We start from the raw sequence: 16,346 nt of genomic DNA, 5'->3' as shown, positions 1-16,346 counted from the left end.
GTTTGAGAGCGGGGTGCTCGCGTTACTCGGAGCACAGGGCGCCGCGGAGGCGCCCCGGGCCCGGAGCGCTGCCTGGACGACTCCTCGGGCAGTTGCAGCCCACCATGCCCGCGCAACGCTTCGCCGCGATCTCGACGGGTTTACGGCGTGCCGGGTCCTGGAGGCCGATGACGGCGCCGAGGGCTGGTGCCGACGCTGTGGGTGTGCAGGAAGACCCCGGGACACCGTCACGCGGGAGCTGGCGCACGAGCCGCTGGGCAAGCTCGGCCGCACCCTGAGCAAGCGAGCCGCTGACGTACTGGCCTACTTCAACCGGCGACCAGTGATCTTGAGTTGAACATGCCACAGGTGAGGTGCTGGGGCGGAACGGCGTCGGCTGCCCGATCGGGGACAGCGATGCGCGAACGCGGCCGGAGGCCCCGATCTTGTGTCGCCGTTCGCGGTGGGCTTGTTCGCGTACCCGCTCAGATCGGTCAATGGCGCACCCGATAGCGCAGGTGAAGTACCCGGTTGCCCTGAATCACCACGTCAGGGTCCTCCAACAGGTGCTGCGCGTGGACCGACCCGAAGTAGCGCTTGCCGGACCCGAACACGACGGGTACGACGTCCATGCGCACCTCGTCGACCAGGCCCGCGGCGAGCACCTGGCCGCCGACGTCACCGGCGGCGACCTCGACCAAGCGGTCACCCGCGAGCTCCCGCGCCTTGGCCACGGCCGCCTCGACGCCGTCGACGAAGTGAAACGGCGCCTCGGGGTCCCAGCCCTCGGGCATCGGCCGGTGCGACACGACGACCACGTGGTCGACGCCACCCGGCGGCTTGCCGCCCCAGCCGTCCGTCAGGTCGAAGACGTGGCGGCCGACGATCGTGACTGCGATCTGGTCCCAGTACGCCCGGGTGTGGTCGTAGGACGTCTGCGACACCTTCAGCTCGCCGCTCTCGTCCAACGGGACGTCACCGCTGCACAACCAGTCGAACAGCGGCCCGGGCTGGTCATTGTCGTCCGCGACGAAGCCGTCCACCGACACCGAGCTGTACATGACCACCTTGCCCACGGGGGCTCTCCTCTGCTTCGGGGTGCCCCAAGCTAGCGGGTCGTGAGCTGTCGCTCTTGTAAGAAATCAATCGGCCGGCAGCGGCCAGCCGTCCAGCACGTGGCCGGGATGTTCGCGCAGGAACCGCCTCCGGACTTCGACGTACCGGGTCGGCGTGAGCCCGGTGAACGCCCGGAACTCGTGGCCGAAGTGCGCCTGGTCGAAGTAGCCCGCGCCACCGGCGAGGTCACCCCAGTCGATCGGTCCGGCGGGGTCGATCGCGAACACGGTGGCGGCGAAGCGGTAGGTGCGGGCCAGCCGCTTCGGCGTGACGCCGATGAGCTCCTTGAACCGCTGCGTCAGATGAGTGCTGCTGACACCGGCTGCCACACGCAGGTCGCCGATCGCCACCGCCCCGCCGGTCGCCGCGATGACGCTGCTCGTATGGCGGACCAGCCCCAGGCCGGCGGTCTCGCACAGCCGTCGCATCAGCTCCTCCTCGAGCAGCGTCAGCATCTCGTGCGGCCCGCCCGCCGTGGCCAGCCGGTCTCGCAGCTCGGCAACGGCGGGCCGGCCCCAGACCTGCTCCACCGTCACCGGCCGGTCACACAGCTCGGCCGCGGGCATCGGCAGGAACGGCGCCAGCCCCCACGGCTTGACGTGCACGCCCACGGACCGGGTCCGGAGTGGGTAGCCGAACTCCACCGCGCGGGTGGGCATGGTGACCACGCAGCCGTCGGCGTACTCGGCCGTCTCGATGTCGGCGCCGGCGCGGATGCGGAACGGCGCCCCGAGATTGACGATGAGCAACGCCGCCGGCATCGGCGGCAGCGTCAGCCGGGCGTACGGCGGCGCACCCTCCAGGTAGTAGAGGTCGTCGATCAGCCCGTCCAGCGGCGGTCGCGGCACTCTGGACACGTACTCCACGCCCACAGCATCGCCGTCACCGTGTTCGCGATCAACCCCACCGGCATCGCGCGCCGGAATGGTCCAGCCGCGTTGCCGCCGGCATCGAGTCGGCGCCGATCCCGGACGAGCGCCCAGCCTCGGACATTCGCGTGGGGTACGCGCGTTGCGTGAGCGATGGAGGATTCTCGGCCCACGAATTGTCGCCCTGCATGGGGGAGGCGCTGAACCACGCTCTGCTGCGTCACCGTGCCCTGCTACGCGGCTGCGGGTTGATCGCCGCCAATGTCGGAGCGGCGCCCAGGAGAGAGAGCTTGTCGAGAGCAACCTATTTCAGTGCCAATCAGAGAATATGGCACCCGTCTCTTCTACCTATGGGACGGCAACCACCCTTGGACCGAGCACGAATTCCAACATGGTCGCCAAGCTGGATACCGTCTGTCGACCTTCACCTAATTTTCTTCAACGTGGACAGCTCTCGTCTTGAGCAGAACCGGCACCGCCCGCGGCTGTCACGTGGGCAGAAGGCCGTCAACCGAGCACACGCGCGCATCCGGACCCTCGGCGAACGTGCCGTCGCGACCCTGAAAGCGTGCTGCTGTCAAAGCTCCGCTGCTGGCCGCACCACGCTCAAGCGCAGCCACTTCCGTGTCGCCAGTTTCGGCACCTGAAGCCACGTTGCTGTCACTGGAGATCAAAAACGCCCCGGAGCGTGATCGCTCGGGGCGTTTGGGCTGTTCAATGGTGGTGGTCAGGGGCAGGGTCGAACTGCCGACCTTCCGCTTTTCAGGCGGACGCTCGTACCAACTGAGCTACCTGACCTCGGCGGCTGCCGCCGTACGCGGTCCTGACGGGACTTGAACCCGCGACCTCCACCTTGACAGGGTGGCGAGCACTCCAAACTGCTCTACAGGACCTCTATGTTCGGGAGATTTTCGCTCCCGTGTTGTTCGGCTCGCCTAGCTTACCAGCTTCCGGGAGGTCTTCCGACCTTCCGTCTTCCGGTGCGCTCGACGCGCTCCACGTGCCCCCAACGGGATTCGAACCCGTGCCGCCGCCTTGAAAGGGCGGTGTCCTAGGCCGCTAGACGATGGGGGCTCAAGGCTTTCGCCCTGTTCCGTGACGCCTTCCGTCGGAGACCTCTGAAGCATAGGGGACGTTTGCCCCCGATGCCAAAGCGGTTGGCGACGGGGAGCCGCCGCCGCTTGCCGTCGGGGACGGCGCCTGCTGCGACTCCGGGAAAATTGTACGGCCCGGGTCCGGCTCGATACGACGCTGGCACTGGATCCACTGCTCGCCGAGGCCGCCGACGGTGATGTCGTCCCAGGCCTCCAGCCGGTGGCTCTTCTTGTTGAAGTAGAGCACCGAGGCGGTGAGCGGCGTCGGTTCGTCGTGCTCCAGGCCGCGCAGGCCGGCGCCGCCCGTGGAGCCCTGGATCATCAGCCGGGTTCCCGTGGGCATCAGCTGGGTGGACCGCGCGTGGACGTGCCCGGTCAGCACCAGGGGGACGTACCCGGAGAAACCGCGGCCCACGGTGGGGTCGTGGACGGCCACGATGTCGGCGGGGATCCGGTCGGGGGCGGAGGTGGACTTCGACCGCGACCAGTCGCGGGGCGCCAGCTTCAGGGCGTTGGTCCGGCCGAGGTCGAGGAGACTCTCGCTGGAGTCGCCGTCCACCTGGACGGCCTTGTCGGGGGTGAACCTCGGGTCGCCGAGGCCGTAGACGGTCAGCCCGTTGACCGTGACGGCGTTGCCGTCGAGCACGATCGCGTTCTTCTGCTTGGCGACCGCGTCCTGGGTGCTCTTGGAGTCGTGGTTGCCCCGCACGTAGACGTACGGCACCCCGAGCGAGCCGATCTCCTTGACGAACTCGTTCTCCGGCTTGGTGCCGTGGTCGCTGATGTCGCCGGTGTCGACGACGAACTGCACCTTGAACTGGTCCTTCAGCGACTTGATGACGTTCCAGCCGATCGGATTGATGTGCAGGTCGGAGACGTGCAGCACCCTGATCGTGTCCGGGTCGGGGTCGAAGATCGGCAGGTTCGACCCGGCCTCGTACAGCTGGGAGACGTTGGTCACCAGCTTGGCGAGCTGGCCGCGATACTCGGAGAACTTGGTCACGATCGACCGGGCGTCGCCGACCAGGGACGGCACGCCGGTGAGCAGCCCGGTGTACCGGGGCTCGGCGATCGAGCGGGGGTTGAACGTCAGCGCCGACACGCCCCCGAGGACCGCCACCATGACCAGGGAGCCACCCGCGGTCCAGGCCGCCCGGGACAGGCGCCGGAAGACGACCAGGCCCGTGACGAACCCCGCGGCGACGGCGAACAGAGCCGCCCGTACGGCGAGCCGGCGCAGTCCCTCGATCACGTCGGTCTCGATGGTCGTCGGGAGCCGGTCGGCCCACCGGGGGTTCTTGATGATGTCCTCGGCCACGTCGGGGTGGACCGCCTCGATCGTCAGGCCGAGCCGTACCGGGCCGTCGTGGGTGTTGAATTTCAGCGTCCCGAGAGGCCGCACGTCGACGACGGTCTCCCCGCGCAGCGACGGGGAGATGGACATGCCGATGTCGGCGGGGCCGACCGGCGTGTCCACCTTGGCACCGAGCGCCAGCCCGAGCCAGCCGCCGACCACCGCCGCCAGCACGACCGCGAGAACGGCGGCGGTCCGGCTGCCGGCCGCCTTCCGGGCAAAGGCCCTCACCCTAGAGATCTCCATCGTTTTTGTGCATACCCCGCGTCGCCTCGATACGCGTCCTCATCCCGGCCAGAATCAACGCCAGGCCGTGCTCGAAGGCCGCGTCGCTCTGCGGCGCGCCGGTGTCGGCCATCACCGCACGCAGGTGGGGGTACGGCGCGAGCGCCTCGAGCGCCTCCTCGAACTTATCCTGTCCGACCAGGCCTCTCTCCTGGTCGGCCTGCTCCTCCAGCACGAACCCGCCGAGGAAGTTCCCGAGCGTGCCGATCCCCCACATCGCGTCCCTGGGCGTGAATCCGGCCCGCACCAGCGACTCCAGAATCGTCTCGGCGGTGCGCAGGGTCTCGGCGCCGGGGTGGGTGCCCGCGGTGAGGCGGACGGTGTCGCGGTGCGACCTGAAGACGCGGCGCCGGCCGCGGAACCACTCCGCCAGCCACTCCTCCCACGACTCGCCCTCCGCGAGCGGCCGCAGTGAGGGCGCCTCCTGTACGGCGATGGCGTCGGCCATCTCGTCCAGAAGCTCCTGCTTGCTCCGGAAGTGCCAGTAGAGCGCGGGGGCCTGTACGCCCAGCTCGGCGGCCAGCCTGCGCAGGGTCAGCTTCTCCAGCCCCACCTCGTCCAGCAACCGCAGCGCGGTGCTGACGATCGTGCCGCGTTCGAGTGCCACGGTTGACAGCTTAACGACGTTCGATTCATGCTTAACGTTGTTAAATTTAACGGCGTTAAGGAGGCGGCTGTGATCCATGCGGAAGGACTGCGCAAGAGGTACGGGCCCGCCGAGGCGTTGCGGGGCGTCGACCTCGACGTGCCGCGCGGCTCGGTCTGCGGGCTGCTGGGACCCAACGGCGCGGGCAAGACGACCCTCGTGCGCATCCTCACGACCCTGCTGCGCCCGGACGGCGGCTCGGCCCGGGTGGCCGGATGCGACGTGGTCCGGGACGCCGATCGGCTCCGCTACCGCATCGGCCTGGCCGGGCAGCACGCGGCCGTGGACGAGCTGCTCACCGGGCGCGGCAACCTGGAGCTGTTCGGCCGGCTCCGCCACCTGCCCCGCCGTACGGCCCGGAGCAGGGCCGGGGAACTGCTGGAACGCTTCGGCCTGGCCGAGGCGGCGGACCGGCCGGCCGGGACGTACTCCGGCGGCATGCGGCGCCGGCTCGACCTGGCCGCGAGCCTCGTCGTCGAGCCGCCCGTGCTCTTCCTCGACGAGCCGACCACCGGCCTCGACCCCAGGAGCCGGCTGGCCCTGTGGGACCTGCTGCGCGAACTGGCGGACGAGGGCACGACGCTGCTGCTCACGACCCAGTATCTGGACGAGGCCGACCGGCTGGCCGACCGGATCGCGGTCCTCGACGCCGGGCGGGTCGTCGCGTCCGGCTCACCGGCCGCGCTCAAGGCGAGGGTGGGCGGAGACCGGCTGTACGTGGCCTTCCGCGAGGCGGCGGACCTCACGCGCGGGGCCGAGGTGATCCGCGGGACGCTCCCCGGCAGCCCCGGAGCAGGCCCCGGAGCGGGCCCGGGAACAGGTCCCGGAGCGAACCCCTCGGCGGCCTCCTTGGCCGGCTCTTTCGCCGGCTCCGGGAACGGCGCCGGAGTTCGCGCCGCGGGCGACATGGAGATCGACCCCGGCGAGCGGCGGCTCGCCGTACCCGTTCCGGACGGGGCCGCCTCGCTGGTCGCGGTGGCCTCCGCCCTGAACGCCGCCGGCATCGCCGTGGAGGACCTGGGCCTGCGCCGCCCGACGCTCGACGAGGTGTTCCTGCGGCTGACGGGAGCGGACGCGGCATGACCGTCCCCATGGATCCCCCGGCCACCGCTCTCGGACGGCTGCGCTCGGGCCTCACCGACACGCTCGTGCTCGCCGGGCGAAGCTACTCCCGGTTGCGCGCCCAGCCCGCCGAACTCGCGAGCGTGCTGGTCTTCCCGGTCATCATGACCGTCCTGTTCGGGTACGTCTTCGGCAGCGCGATCACGCTGCCCGGCGGGGGCGACTACCGGAACTACCTGATGCCCGGCATCTTCATGCAGGTCATGGCGATGGGCACGGTGTCGGCCGCGACGGCGGTCGCCGAGGACATGGCGCGCGGCGTCATCGACCGCCTCCGCACCCAGCCGATCGCGCGCGGCGCCGTACTGGCCGGGCGCGGGCTCGCCGACCTGTCCCGCGCCATGCTGTCGCTCGCCATGATGGCGGTCACCGGCCTGGTCATCGCCGGATGGCGTCCGCACGGGAACCCGTTCCGGGTGCTGGCCGGGTTCGCGCTGCTCGCCCTGTTCGGGTTCGCGATGATGTGGGTGGGCACGTACCTCGGGCTGTTCGCGAGGAGCGGGGCGCAGGCGGACGGGCTGACCTTCTCCTGGGTGCTTCCGATGACCTTCCTGGCCAACGCGTTCGTGCCGCTGGAGGGGCTGCCGGGCTGGCTGCGGGCCGTCGCGGACTGGAACCCGATGAGCGCGGTCGTCTCGGCCGCCCGCGAGCTGTTCGGCAACCCGGGCTCGGCCGCCGCGTCCTGGCCGCTCCGGCATCCGGTGACGGCCGCCGTCTGCTGGTCGGTGCTGATCATCGCGGTGTTCGCACCGCTCGCCGTACGCCGCTACCGCACGGCCACCGCGCGGTGAAACGATGGGACGGTGATCGACGTCCCGCTGAGAAGGTTCGAGGAACTCGTGGCCGAGGCGCTGGACACCATCCCCGCGGACCTGGCGAAGGTGATGGACAACGTCGTGGTCGTGGTGGTCGACGACCCGCCCGAGCCGGGGCTCCTCGGGCTCTACACCGGCATTCCGCTGACCGAGCGGGGCGACTGGTACTCGGGGGTGCTCCCGGACCGGATCGAGATCTACCGCAACCCGACCCTGGAGATCTGCGAGACCGAGGACGACGTGGTCGAGGAGGTCCGGGTCACCGTCGTCCACGAGATCGCCCACCACTTCGGCATCGACGACGACCGGTTGCACGAACTCGGGTGGTGACCCCAGGCTCCTGGCCTGGGGATGACCTATCGCTTGCAAAAGGCGTGCTCGCCGGGCACTGTAAGTGACATGGCGACCACGCACTGTCAGATTCTCCGGCCGCGGCGAGCACCGGCGGCCGTCGCCGGCGGGGCGATTCCCGCGGAGTGAAATGGCGGCCACCGAACCCGGCAGGCTGTCCGGCCGGCACCGCCGTCCTCCCGCGACCCGCGTCACCTACCGCGAGGTCGCCGCGATCCCCGAGTTCCGGTCCCTGTGGCTCGGTCAGGGCATGTCGCTGCTGGGTGACCAGCTCGCCCAGGTGGCGCTCGCCGTGCTCGTCTACAGCCGTACGGCGTCGCCTCTGGCCACGGCGTCGGTCTACGCGCTGACCTATCTGCCGCCCATCCTGGGCGGTCCCCTGCTGGCCGGGCTCGCCGACCGGTATCCGCGCAGGCGGGTGATGCTCTGGTGCGATCTGCTGCGTGCCCTGACGATGGCCGCGATGGCCGTTCCGGCGACGCCGTTCCCCGTGCTGTGCGCGCTGGTCTTCTGCGTCGTCCTGCTCGGCGCGCCGTTCTCCGCCGCCCGCGCGGCGCTGCTGCCCGAGGTGCTGGAGGGCGACCGGTACGTCGTGGGGTCGGCGCTGCAGAACATGACGAACCAGGCCGTGCAGATGCTCGGGTTCGCCGCCGGGGGCGCCGCGATCGCCGTGCTGGGGCCGTACCGCGCGCTGGCGCTGGACTGCGCGACGTTCCTCGGGTCGGCGCTGGTGATCTTCGCGGGGGTGCGCCGCCGTCCGGCGCCCGAGCGGGAGGACGGCGAGCGGCCGTCCGTGTGGCGGATGACGCGGGCCGGCGCCCGGCTGGTCTTCAGGGAGCGGCGGCTGCGTACGCTCGTGCTGTTCGCCCTGCTGTGCGGGTTCTACGTGCTGCCGGAGGGGATCGCCGCGCCGTACGCCGCGACCCTGGCCGACGGGCGGCTGCCGGTGGCGGTGATCACGGGCCTGCTGATGGCGGCGATGCCGACGGGGACCGTGCTCGGGGCCTTCGTCTTCGGGCGGTTCGTCACGCCGGTGGGCCGGCTGCGGGGGATGGGCTGGCTGGCCATGCTGACCTGCGCGCCGCTCGTGGTGTGCGTCGTACGGCCGCCGCTGGAGGGCGTGCTGGCCCTGTGGGTGCTGTCCGGCGTCGGCGGGGCGTACCAGCTCGCGGCCAATGCGGCCTTCGTGCAGTGCGTGCCGCCGTCCGGGCGGGCCGCCGCGTTCGGGCTGGTGCAGTCGGGGCTGATGGCCGCCCAGGGCACCGGCATCCTCATCGGGGGCGCCGCGGCCCAGCGGCTCGGTCCAGAGCCGGTCGTGACGCTGGCGGGGATCGCCGGGCTGTGCGCCGCGGCGGTGCTCGCCGTGCTCTGGACCGAGTCGCGTACGGAGATCATCGCCAAGGTCCGGGCCGCCGCCTGAGGATCAGGCCTGCGGCGTGCCCTGGCCGCCCTGGTTCTGCGGACCGTCGGTGGACGGCCGGCCGTACGGGTGCTGCTCGTAGCTCCCGGTGCCGGTGTAGGTGGGCTGGGACTGCTTCTGCTGCCAGCCCTGCTGGACGGTGTCCCACTTGGCCTTGGCGTCGTGCCAGACGTGGCCGTCCTTGTTCTTGTTGATCAGGTCCTGGACGATGGAGGTGGGCTTGCCCTCCTCGGGGAGCAGGAGCCACGCGACGGCGTAGACGCCGAAGCCGAGGCCGCCGAAGAAGCTCGCCACGGCGAGGGCGAGGCGCAGGATGTTGGCGTCGATGCCGGTGTACTCGGACACGCCCGAGCACACGCCGGCGACGATCCTGCCGTTTCGAGTGCGGTGGAGCTGCTTGACCGAACCGTTGGTGTTCATCTCGTTCATGCCTCCACAATGCCTTTTGGGGGTGCGAGCGCACATCGGGATTCCCCCTGGCCCTACCCCGAAGCGGCCCCTATAGCCTGACCGTCATGGACGACCTCCTGGACCTCGACGACCAGCTCGACCCCGAGCATCGCCTGATCAGGGACGCTGTCAGGGACGTGGTCTCCGACAAGGTCCTCCCGTACGTCGGCGAGTGGTTCGAGCGGGGCGTCTTCCCCGCCCGCGAACTCGCACCAGCCCTGGGCTCCCTCGGCCTGCTCGGGATGCACCTGGAGGGGTACGGCTGCGCCGGGCTCGACGCGGTCTCGTACGGCGTGGCCTGCCGGGAGCTGGAGGCGGGCGACTCCGGCCTGCGGTCGTTCGTGTCCGTGCAGGGGTCGCTGGCCATGTTCCCCATCTGGAAGTACGGCTCGGAGGAGCAGAAGGAGGAGTGGCTGCCCCGGCTGGCGTCCGGGGAGGCGATCGGCTGCTTCGGCCTCACCGAGCCCGACCACGGCTCCGACCCGGCCGGCATGCGGACCACGGCCAGGCAGGACCCGTCCGGCGACTGGATCCTGAACGGCGCCAAGATGTGGATCACGAACGGCTCGGTCGCCGACGTGGCGGTGGTCTGGGCCCGCACCGACCAGGGCATCCGCGGCTTCGTCGTGCCCACCTCGGCACCCGGGTTCTCCGCCGCCGAGATCCACCGCAAGCTCTCGCTGCGCGCCTCGGTCACGTCCTCGCTGTACTTCGACGACGTACGGCTGCCCGCGTCCGCGGTCCTGCCGGACGTGACGGGCCTGAAGGGCCCGCTCTCGTGCCTCACCGAGGCGAGGTACGGCATCCTGTGGGGCGTCGTCGGCGCGGGCCGGGCCTGCCTGGAGGCGGCCGTGGACTACGCGACCACCCGCGTGCAGTTCGGCAAGCCGATCGGCGGCTTCCAGCTCACCCAGGAGAAACTCGCCTGGATGGCCGTCGCGCTCGGCCAGGCCGGGCTCACCGCCCTCCACCTGGGCCGTCTCAAGGACGCGGGTTCGTTGAAGCCGCACCAGGTGAGCTTCGGCAAGCTGGCCAACGTCAGGGCCGCCCTGGACATCGCCCGCGAGGCGCGTACGGTGCTCGGGGCCAACGGCATCACGCTGGAGTATCCGGTCATCCGGCACATGACGAACCTGGAGTCCGTGCTGACGTACGAGGGCACCCAGGAGGTGCATCTGCTGACGCTGGGCAAGGCGCTCACCGGCCTCGACGCCTTCCGCTGACCCGGCCGCGATCCCTGATGGGGCGATCAGGGACAATGACGTCGCCATGTACGCGGTACTGTCTGTACCCTGCATCTTGGGGAGTGTCCTGCCGGATCACACCGCGACGCGGGAGTCCGAGGGGCATGACCAAGGGGTGCTAGCTCAATGGCAGAGCTGCGGACTTTTAATCCGTCGGTTCAGGGTTCGAGTCCCTGGCGCCCCACCACTCCACACCCCACCTGACCTGGGATTTCTCGGTCAAGGTGTGCCTCGCGGCGAGTAGTTGATCTCGTTTGGTTGCTCGTTGTTCGCTCGCGGGCATGGACCGGGCACACGGTAGATCGTTCAGGCGCCCTTCGTCAGGCCGGACCCCACAGACGATCAACAGAAGACCACAACCGAAGACTCCCCAGTGCCCCAGCGTCAAGTGAGGGCATGCGGATGGCCAGAGATCGTCTCTCCGCACTCTGCCGAGTCGACAGGCATCCAGGACCGGCGGACGAAAACGTCACGACCGTGAGGCCAGGGCGTGAGCTTCCCCTCGTAGCGTGGAGACCGTGCAGCGTGTACTCGTTGTGGGGCAGGCCGGTGTTGCGGAAGGAGTTGTTCGCCGGACCGGCCGCGCAGTCGTACCTGCCCAGGGAGGGGCCGCTGGGGAAGGTGTACTCGGTGTAGGTCTCGGCGGCGGTGTTCGTGCCGGTGCAGTACGGCCAGCCGTAGTTGCCCGCCGCGGTGATCCGGTCGAACTCGACCTGGCCGCTCGGGCCCCGTCTGGAGCTGGTCACGCCCGCGTCCGGGCCGTAGTCGCCCAGGTAGACGACGCCGGTGGCCTTGTCGACGCTCATCCGGAACGGGTTGCGCAGGCCCATCGCGTAGATCTCCGGCCTGGTCCTCGCCGTGCCCGCCGGGAAGAGGTTGCCGCTCGGGATCGTGTACGTGCCGTCCGCCCGGGGCTTGATCCGCAGCAGCTTGCCGCGCAGGTCGTTGGTGTTGCCGGCGGTGCGCTGCGCGTCGTACTGGGGGTTGCGGCCGGTGCGCTCGTCGAGGGGGGCGTACCCGCTCGACTCGAACGGATTGCTGTCGTCGCCGGTCGTGAGGTAGAGGTTGCCCGCCGCGTCGAAGTCGATGTCGCCGCCCACGTGGCAGCACATCCCCCGGTCGTTGGGCACCTCCAGCACGACCTTCTCGCTCGCCAGGTCGAGCGTGTCGTCGGGCTTCAGGGTGAACCTCGACAGGTTCAGATGCCCCTTCCACTGGTCGAACTGCGCCTGGGTGCCGCTGCTCGGCGCGTCGCCGGTCGGAGTGCTGAGCCGGGGCGAGTAGTACAGCCAGACGTACCGGTTCGTCGCGAAGTCGGGATCGACCCCGACGCCCTGCAGACCCTCCTCGTCGTGGGTGTAGACGTTGAGTCTGGCGGCGACCTTCGTGGCGCCGGCGGCGTCGGTGACGCGCAGCGTGCCGTCGCGGGCGGTGTGCAGGACCGAACGGTTCGGCAGGACGGCCAGCGACATGGCCTCGCCGAGCTCCGCGCCGCCGGTGGCCAGGGCGATCTGCTGGTAGTCGGAGGCCGGGATGGTCAGCGCGCTCGCCGGAGGGGCGGTCAGCGCCAGCGCCCCGGGGACGACCAGCGCCGTCACGGTCAGCGCCGTCAGCCACGGATGTCGGGACATGGGAGTGCTCCTTCCTGACGTGAACAGTTCAGTCAGGGCAAGGCGCGCGCCGACGCGCTGTTGCCAGTACCGCTCTCCGGTCCCGGAGGGGTGCCGCCTCCGCCGGGATCCTCACCAGGCCTCCGCTGTCGCCGGCGCTGATTAGTTTTTGGCCCATTTCTGTGAGTTGCCCCCGTCGCAGTTGCGGAGGATGACCGCGGTGCCGTTGCCGGTGGCGTCGTTGTTCAGGTCGAGACAGAGCCCGCTGCCGCTGCCGCTGGTGATGGTGCCGTCGGCGTTGATGTTCCATTGCTGGTTGCTGCCGCCGGAACAGCTCCAGAGCTGCACCCTGGTCCCGTGTGTCGCGCCCGTGGGTTCGTCCAGGCATTTGCCGACGAGCAGCAACTGCCTGCCGGTGCGGGTGAACTGCTGGTTGACGAGGCTGTTGCAGTCCCAGATCTGCAGCAGGGTGCCGTTGGCGCTGGCGCCGTTCGGGCTGTCGATGCACCGGTTGGCGAACTGGCTGCGCAGTCGGATGGTCCCGGGCTGCGGTGTCGTGTCGCCGTCGAAGGTGATGCCCGAGACGTAGGCGTTGATGTTCCAGCTCGCGTCCGGATCGGTTCGGCTGGTGATCGGCTTCCCCTGGACGGTGAAGTTCTTGAAGTGCACGCCGGCGATGTTCACGGACGACGAACGCCCATGCAGGTTGATGACCTTCTTCACGTCCGAGGAGACGTTCGTGAAGTAGGCGTCCCGGATCGTCGAGGTGTTCTTCGCCGTTCTCCATGTCGGCGGACGGTCCTCGTTGAGGTCGATCAGGCTGTCGGTGTTCTCCACTCTGACGTCTTCCCACCTGGCGTTCGAGACGACGGCCGTGTCGTACGCGTCGATCACCATCGCGCGTCCCGCCCTCACCACATCGATGTCACGGAAAACGACGCCGTCCATCGAGGTTCCCTGGGTCTTGGTCCCGATCTTCGCGCAGGCCGAGTTGCTGTAGCAGACGACATGCTCGTGGACGATGTTCCTGGTGTTGATCAAGCTACCGTTGTCGAACTCGTTCTTGGTCGCCATGTTGTCGTCGCCCGTGTAGAGGAAGGCATTGGACAGCAGGCCGTTGGTCGGCTCGTCGAAATCCACCCCGTCGGTGTTGTTCCACGTCGTCGTGGTGGGCCGAACGTTGATCACCTTGTAGTTCTTCAGGGTGACCTTGTCGCTGCGGTAGATGAGCGTGTTCCAGTAGCTGGGGTCCCGGACGATGATGCCGTCGACCAGGATGTCGGAGCTCTGCTCGATTTTCAGCAGGTTCAGGTTGCTGCCCTGCGCCCGCAGGGACTTCCCGTTTCCGTCGATGACACCGCGGCCCAGCAGCTTCGCGTTGTGCACCTGGTACACCCGGACGGTCGCGTGCTGGGTGCCTTCGATGTTCACACCACCGCTGCCGGTGTTGAAGTCTCCCGGCCTGTTCGAGCCGTAGAGGATCGCGCCGGCCGCCAGATACAGGGTCATGTCGCTCTTCATCCAGAGCTCACCGACCTGATACCTGCCGGGCGGGACGTACAGGATGTTCTGGGTCGCTCCGGACGCGGCGTTGATCGCGTTCTGGATCTTGGAGGTGACGAGCGTCGCCCCCGTGTTGTCGACCCCGTAATCGGCCAGGTTCTTGACGTTGGCGTCCCCCAGCTGGGGCGGATTCGACTCGGGCGCGTCGATGAGAATGAACAGCAGTTCCTTGGAGTCGAACTGGACGATCAAGTAGTTGGGGCCGCTGTCGAAAGTGATCGTGTTGCCGCTTCTGGTGACCGCCAGCTTCCGGCTCTTCGGGCTGACGGTGTACGAGCTGAAGCTCTGAGCGACGGTGACCGAGAATGTGGCCGTGCCCGCCTCCGCCATCGAGCAGTGCGCGTAATGCACCTGCATCTCGGGGGCGAACTTGGTCATCTTCTCGACGAACAGCGGCGCGCCGTCCGCCGTCACGGTGTAGAGGGGGCTTGTCGTGGCGCCGGGGAGGGTGGGATCCGCGACGCAGCCGCCGGCTGCCTGACCGGCCGAGCTGCTCCCGGCCGCGCCGGTCGCCGCGGTCGCGCCGTACGCCGGCGCCACCAGGGCGTTCGTCCCGATGCCGCCGCCGAGGGCGAGGAGTAGCGCGATGGCTGCCAACTTCGCGAGTAACTTCGCAAGAGGTGTGATTCTCATGGGGGTCCGTCCTGTCGGAATCCCTTGCGGGGGCGGTACCAGCGGCAGTGATCGTGATGGTGGATACGCGGTGGGATCCCGAATCGCGCCGTGGCTAATCTTCGGTGGTGGGCGGAACAGTGGTGTAACGGGCTGCGGCTACCTGCCCCTATATGTGGGACGGAGACCGGCTGATTCCCGTACGACGAGCTGCATGGGTACGACTCTGCGGGAGCTGCCGGGCCGTTCGCGGTCGTTGAGGAGGTTGATCAGAAGTTCGTCACCGGCCCGGCGCATTGGTCCTTCGGCTGGCTGGCGATGATTATCGGAGGACTCACCATGTCCGCTCGGAGATATGGCGAGCAGGACACCGGCGACGGCGACGCCACCCATGATGGTGGAAGACACGCTACCGGCTTCGACCAGCTCAAGGGCCGGCCGTCCACAGGTCGTGGACCGTCGTCGCCATCGTCCGCGGATGCCTCTGACGTGGGAGGATGCGTGTCCCATTGCGGCTTGCCTCCTTGAGGGATGGCTAGGGAGATGCCGGAGAAAGAAACGCAACTGAAATCGGTTCCAAACATCGGCCGAGGTCCGCACAGTGTCAAGACCCAAAGTTTGAGGACTGTCCGCCAGGCGTTCAGCCATTGCTTGACAGGGAATGGAAATCGGTTCCAGAATCCGGTGTGGCATGCGGCGTGCTGGCGATACCGGAGGAACCGTCGTGACGGATGAACCTGTCGTGACGGTGACCATCAAGGATGTGGCGCGGCTGGCGGGTGTGTCACCCGCCTCGGTGTCCCGGGCGCTGGCTGATCCCGGCCAGGTGCGCCCCGGCACGCGTGAGCGCGTCCATCGGGCCGCGGCGGCCCTGGGCTACCACCCCAACCAGGCCGCGCACGCCCTGACCACGGGCCGGACCCGGATGATCGGGCTCGTGGTGCCCGACATCACCAACCCGATCTTCTCCACCATTTTCCAGGCCGTGCAAGGACGGGCACGGGAAGGCGGCTACTCCGTCCTGCTGGTCGACACCGGGGAAGACCCCGCAACCGAGGTCGACCTCGTGCGCACCCTGGCCAGGCAGGTTGACGGGTTCCTGCTGTGCTCGCCCCGCGCCGCCCAGGAGTACCTGGATCCCTTCCTACGGGCAACCGCGGTGGTCACGATCAACCATAGGGGCAGGCGGGTCCCCTGCGTCACCTCCGACAACGCCGACGGCGCCCGGCAGGTGGCCGAGCATCTCCTGGCCCTCGGCCACCGGCGGCTCGCCTACGTCGCCGGTCCCGCCGCCTCCTCCGACAACCGCGAACGGCTCCGCGGCCTGCGCGCCGCCGTCGCCGCCGCGGGCGCCGAGCTGACCGACTTCACCGCCGTGTCCCCCACCTACGACGGCGGCACCGCCGCGGCCGATCTGGTGCTCGCCACCTCGGCGACCGCTGTGATCGCCTTCAACGACGTCATCGCACTTGGACTGCTCAACCGTTTCACCGCCCGCGGCATAGGCGTTCCCCAGCAGATCAGCCTCGTCGGTTTCGACGACATCCCCTTCGCCGCCATGACCAACCCGCCGCTGACCAGCGTCGCCATCGCCAAGCAGCAGATCGGGCGGACCGCGGTCGACTTCTTGCTGGATCTACTCGACGGACGTCAGCGCCCTGGCGGGTCCCGGCTGATGCTGCCCACCCACCTCATCGTGCGCGGCTCGACCGGCCCATCGGTCCTGACCAGGTAGGAGTAGGTCGTGTTGGCCGTCTGCACGCCGTTGGTCCGGCCGGGCAGCTAGACGCCTGTGGTGCGGCCGAGCCCGTCGTAG

General features: G+C 69.2%; 13 protein-coding genes, 4 tRNA genes and 1 pseudogene. 8 read left to right on the top strand and 10 right to left on the bottom strand.

Annotated features, from left to right (window positions below; translation table 11 throughout):
• Nucleotides 1-473: 473 nt before the first annotated feature.
• Both FED44_RS20270 and FED44_RS20265 read right to left on the bottom strand, forming a co-directional pair.
• Nucleotides 474-1,055, bottom strand: a complete 582-nt coding sequence (locus tag FED44_RS20270) for a dihydrofolate reductase family protein (protein WP_138461675.1) — start codon at nucleotides 1,053-1,055, stop codon at nucleotides 474-476.
• Nucleotides 1,056-1,121: 66 nt separating this feature from the next.
• Nucleotides 1,122-1,961, bottom strand: coding sequence for a helix-turn-helix domain-containing protein (locus FED44_RS20265; RefSeq protein WP_208759083.1), 840 nt, complete (start codon nucleotides 1,959-1,961; stop codon nucleotides 1,122-1,124).
• A gap of 464 nt (nucleotides 1,962-2,425) precedes the next feature.
• On the opposite strand from FED44_RS20265, the pseudogene FED44_RS37485 reads away from it, so the two are divergent.
• Nucleotides 2,426-2,577, top strand: a pseudogene (locus FED44_RS37485) (IS5/IS1182 family transposase); the annotation flags it as partial.
• Nucleotides 2,578-2,685: 108 nt separating this feature from the next.
• Here the strand turns inward: FED44_RS37485 and FED44_RS20255 are convergent.
• The 5 genes from FED44_RS20255 to FED44_RS20235 all read right to left on the bottom strand — a co-directional run bounded on the left by FED44_RS20255 (nucleotide 2,686) and on the right by FED44_RS20235 (nucleotide 5,304).
• Nucleotides 2,686-2,762, bottom strand: a tRNA-Phe gene (locus tag FED44_RS20255).
• A gap of 20 nt (nucleotides 2,763-2,782) precedes the next feature.
• A tRNA-Asp gene (locus tag FED44_RS20250) sits at nucleotides 2,783-2,857 on the bottom strand.
• A 108-nt stretch (nucleotides 2,858-2,965) separates the two neighbouring features.
• A tRNA-Glu gene (locus FED44_RS20245) sits at nucleotides 2,966-3,038 on the bottom strand.
• Complete coding sequence (locus tag FED44_RS20240; RefSeq protein WP_244302099.1) at nucleotides 3,039-4,643, bottom strand: metallophosphoesterase family protein; 1,605 nt, start codon at nucleotides 4,641-4,643, stop codon at nucleotides 3,039-3,041. It lies immediately after the preceding tRNA gene.
• 1 nt (nucleotide 4,644) lies between these two features.
• Nucleotides 4,645-5,304 carry a TetR/AcrR family transcriptional regulator C-terminal domain-containing protein gene (locus FED44_RS20235; protein WP_244302098.1) on the bottom strand — a complete coding sequence of 220 codons (660 nt, stop codon included), beginning with the start codon at nucleotides 5,302-5,304 and terminating at the stop codon, nucleotides 4,645-4,647.
• A gap of 27 nt (nucleotides 5,305-5,331) precedes the next feature.
• On the opposite strand from FED44_RS20235, the gene FED44_RS20230 reads away from it, so the two are divergent.
• The 4 genes from FED44_RS20230 (at nucleotide 5,332) to FED44_RS20215 (ending at nucleotide 9,051) form a co-directional block, all read left to right on the top strand.
• Nucleotides 5,332-6,426 carry an ATP-binding cassette domain-containing protein gene (locus FED44_RS20230; RefSeq protein WP_138461673.1) on the top strand — a complete coding sequence of 365 codons (1,095 nt, stop codon included), beginning with the start codon at nucleotides 5,332-5,334 and terminating at the stop codon, nucleotides 6,424-6,426.
• Entirely contained in the window at nucleotides 6,423-7,256 is an 834-nt protein-coding gene (locus FED44_RS20225; protein ID WP_244302097.1) for an ABC transporter permease, read from the top strand. Before FED44_RS20230 ends, FED44_RS20225 begins: the two co-directional genes overlap by 4 nt.
• Before the next feature lie 12 nt (nucleotides 7,257-7,268).
• Entirely contained in the window at nucleotides 7,269-7,610 is a 342-nt protein-coding gene (locus tag FED44_RS20220; RefSeq protein ID WP_111699118.1) for a metallopeptidase family protein, read from the top strand.
• A gap of 151 nt (nucleotides 7,611-7,761) precedes the next feature.
• Nucleotides 7,762-9,051 carry an MFS transporter gene (locus tag FED44_RS20215; protein ID WP_138461672.1) on the top strand — a complete coding sequence of 430 codons (1,290 nt, stop codon included), beginning with the start codon at nucleotides 7,762-7,764 and terminating at the stop codon, nucleotides 9,049-9,051.
• A 3-nt stretch (nucleotides 9,052-9,054) separates the two neighbouring features.
• Here the strand turns inward: FED44_RS20215 and FED44_RS20210 are convergent, their stop codons facing one another.
• Complete coding sequence (locus FED44_RS20210; protein ID WP_111699114.1) at nucleotides 9,055-9,480, bottom strand: PspC domain-containing protein; 426 nt, start codon at nucleotides 9,478-9,480, stop codon at nucleotides 9,055-9,057.
• A gap of 86 nt (nucleotides 9,481-9,566) precedes the next feature.
• On the opposite strand from FED44_RS20210, the gene FED44_RS20205 reads away from it, so the two are divergent.
• Both FED44_RS20205 and FED44_RS20200 read left to right on the top strand, forming a co-directional pair.
• Complete coding sequence (locus tag FED44_RS20205; RefSeq protein ID WP_111699112.1) at nucleotides 9,567-10,724, top strand: acyl-CoA dehydrogenase family protein; 1,158 nt, start codon at nucleotides 9,567-9,569, stop codon at nucleotides 10,722-10,724.
• Between the two features lie 133 nt (nucleotides 10,725-10,857).
• Nucleotides 10,858-10,932 (top strand) — tRNA-Lys (locus FED44_RS20200).
• Between the two features lie 133 nt (nucleotides 10,933-11,065).
• Here FED44_RS20200 and FED44_RS20195 read toward each other — a convergent pair.
• Both FED44_RS20195 and FED44_RS20190 read right to left on the bottom strand, forming a co-directional pair.
• Nucleotides 11,066-12,376, bottom strand: a complete 1,311-nt coding sequence (locus FED44_RS20195) for a PQQ-dependent sugar dehydrogenase (protein ID WP_208759082.1) — start codon at nucleotides 12,374-12,376, stop codon at nucleotides 11,066-11,068.
• 141 nt (nucleotides 12,377-12,517) lie between these two features.
• Nucleotides 12,518-14,551 carry a ricin-type beta-trefoil lectin domain protein gene (locus FED44_RS20190; RefSeq protein ID WP_111699110.1) on the bottom strand — a complete coding sequence of 678 codons (2,034 nt, stop codon included), beginning with the start codon at nucleotides 14,549-14,551 and terminating at the stop codon, nucleotides 12,518-12,520.
• A gap of 703 nt (nucleotides 14,552-15,254) precedes the next feature.
• On the opposite strand from FED44_RS20190, the gene FED44_RS20185 reads away from it, so the two are divergent.
• The gene (locus FED44_RS20185; protein ID WP_208759081.1) at nucleotides 15,255-16,265 is read left to right on the top strand and encodes a LacI family DNA-binding transcriptional regulator; all 1,011 of its coding nucleotides are present in this window, start codon (nucleotides 15,255-15,257) and stop codon (nucleotides 16,263-16,265) included.
• Nucleotides 16,266-16,346: the final 81 nt, after the last annotated feature.

The organism is Microbispora triticiradicis (assembly GCF_005864065.1).
GTDB classification, from domain to species: domain Bacteria; phylum Actinomycetota; class Actinomycetes; order Streptosporangiales; family Streptosporangiaceae; genus Microbispora; species Microbispora triticiradicis.
This window is presented reverse-complemented; position numbering and strand designations above follow the sequence as displayed.

Coding starts and splice junctions, on each gene's coding strand:
- FED44_RS20225 (WP_244302097.1), top strand. CDS start 6,423: ATGACCGTCCCCATGGATCCCCCGGCCACCGCTCTCGGACGGCTGCGC.
- FED44_RS20230 (WP_138461673.1), top strand. CDS start 5,332: ATGCTTAACGTTGTTAAATTTAACGGCGTTAAGGAGGCGGCTGTGATC.
- FED44_RS20205 (WP_111699112.1), top strand. CDS start 9,567: ATGGACGACCTCCTGGACCTCGACGACCAGCTCGACCCCGAGCATCGC.
- FED44_RS20190 (WP_111699110.1), bottom strand. CDS start 14,551: ATGAGAATCACACCTCTTGCGAAGTTACTCGCGAAGTTGGCAGCCATC.
- FED44_RS20195 (WP_208759082.1), bottom strand. CDS start 12,376: ATGTCCCGACATCCGTGGCTGACGGCGCTGACCGTGACGGCGCTGGTC.
- FED44_RS20210 (WP_111699114.1), bottom strand. CDS start 9,480: ATGAACGAGATGAACACCAACGGTTCGGTCAAGCAGCTCCACCGCACT.
- FED44_RS20215 (WP_138461672.1), top strand. CDS start 7,762: ATGGCGGCCACCGAACCCGGCAGGCTGTCCGGCCGGCACCGCCGTCCT.